The following is a 1456-nucleotide window of genomic DNA, read 5'->3' as shown; positions in this document are numbered from 1 at the left end:
GTCCCCTCTTCGTACAGGTCCGTGCTGTACTCCCACAGCCCCGTCAGCCCCTCCGCTCCCTCCGTGAAGGAGACGATGAGATCCAGCTTCGCGGTGCCGGTCTCGAAGTCGACGCCTCGCAGGCTCAGTCCCGGCAGGCGCAGCTCCGGCACTGGCGCGTTCTGGAGCAACAGCTTCACCTGGAAGAGCGGCGCGTGGCCCAGGCTGCGCTCCGGGTTGATCGCCTCCACCAGCTTCTCGAAGGGCACGTGCTGGTGCGCATAGCCGGAGAGCGTCGTCTCACGCACCTGCGCCAGCAGCTCCCGGAAGCTCGCGCCCTTCTCCACCCGCGTGCGGAGCACGAGCTGGTTGATGAAGAAGCCGATGAGCCCCTCCACCTCGCGGTGATCGCGCCCGGCGACGTCCGTGCCAATGACGATGTCTTCCCGGCCCGCCACGTGGGACAGCAAGGCATTGAAGGCCGCCAGCAGCACCATGAACGGCGTGACGCCCTCGCTCCGGGCCAGGCGCCGGACTCCTTCCTGGAGCTCCAGGGGCATGCGCTGCACCCGGTGCGTGCCCCCGTGGCTCTGCACCCCTGGACGCGGATGATCCGCCGGCAGCTCCAGCAGCGCCGGTGCCCCGTCCAGTCGCGTCTTCCACCAGCCCAGCTCCGACGCCAGGCGCTCCTCGTTCAGCCAGTTCCGCTGCCACGCGGCATAGTCCGCGTACTGCACCGCCAGCTCCGGCAACGAAGGCTGCTCGCCCGCGAGGTACGCCGGATAGAGTTCCCCAAGCTCCCGCAGCAGGATCCCCGTGGACCACGCGTCGGAGACGATGTGATGCATCGTCAGCAGCAGCACGTGCTCCGTCCCTCCGAGCTTCAACAACACCGCGCGGACCAGGGGACCCTGCGAAAGGTCGAACGGCTTCCGCGCTTCCTCCTCCGCCAGACACAGCACTTCCGCGTGACGCCTGGACTCGTCCAGCGCGGTCAGTTCGCGCACGTCCAGGGAAAGGCGTCCCTCGGCGTGGATCTCCTGCACGGGCGTCTGCCGCGACACGGGGAACGTGGTGCGCAGCACTTCGTGCCGGCGGAGGATCTCCGCGAAGCACCGCTCCAGCACGCCGACGTCGAGCGCGCCCGACAGCCGGACCGCCGCGGGCACGTTGTAGAGCGGGCTGCCCGGCTCCAGCTGGTCCAGGAACCACAGCCGCTGCTGCGCGAACGACAGCGGCAGCGCTCCGTCGCGGCTCACGGACGACACCGGCGGCATCGCCGACGCGCCTTCGCTTCGTGCTCGGAGCCCTTCCACCCGGGCCGCGAGCAGCGCGACCGTGGGCGCATCGAAGATCTGCTGGAGCGGCAGCTCCACGCCGAACAGTTCGCGGAGCCGTGAGACCACCTGGGTGCCAATAAGCGAGTGGCCGCCGAGGTCGAAGAAGTTGTCGTGCAGCCCGACGCGCTCCACCTTCA

At 69.3% G+C, this 1456-nt stretch carries 1 protein-coding gene; it reads right to left on the bottom strand.

Annotation, left to right across the window (positions count from 1 at the left end; translation table 11 throughout):
• Window positions 1-1456: condensation domain-containing protein (locus ACLEQD_RS43270; RefSeq protein WP_410391772.1), on the bottom strand; the 1456-nt coding region annotated here is incomplete at both ends.

The sequence above is a fragment of the Corallococcus sp. 4LFB genome (assembly GCF_046520365.1).
Taxonomy (GTDB): domain Bacteria; phylum Myxococcota; class Myxococcia; order Myxococcales; family Myxococcaceae; genus Corallococcus; species Corallococcus caeni.
The sequence above is the reverse complement of the archived record's forward strand: the minus strand, read 5'-3'. Positions and strand labels throughout refer to the sequence as shown.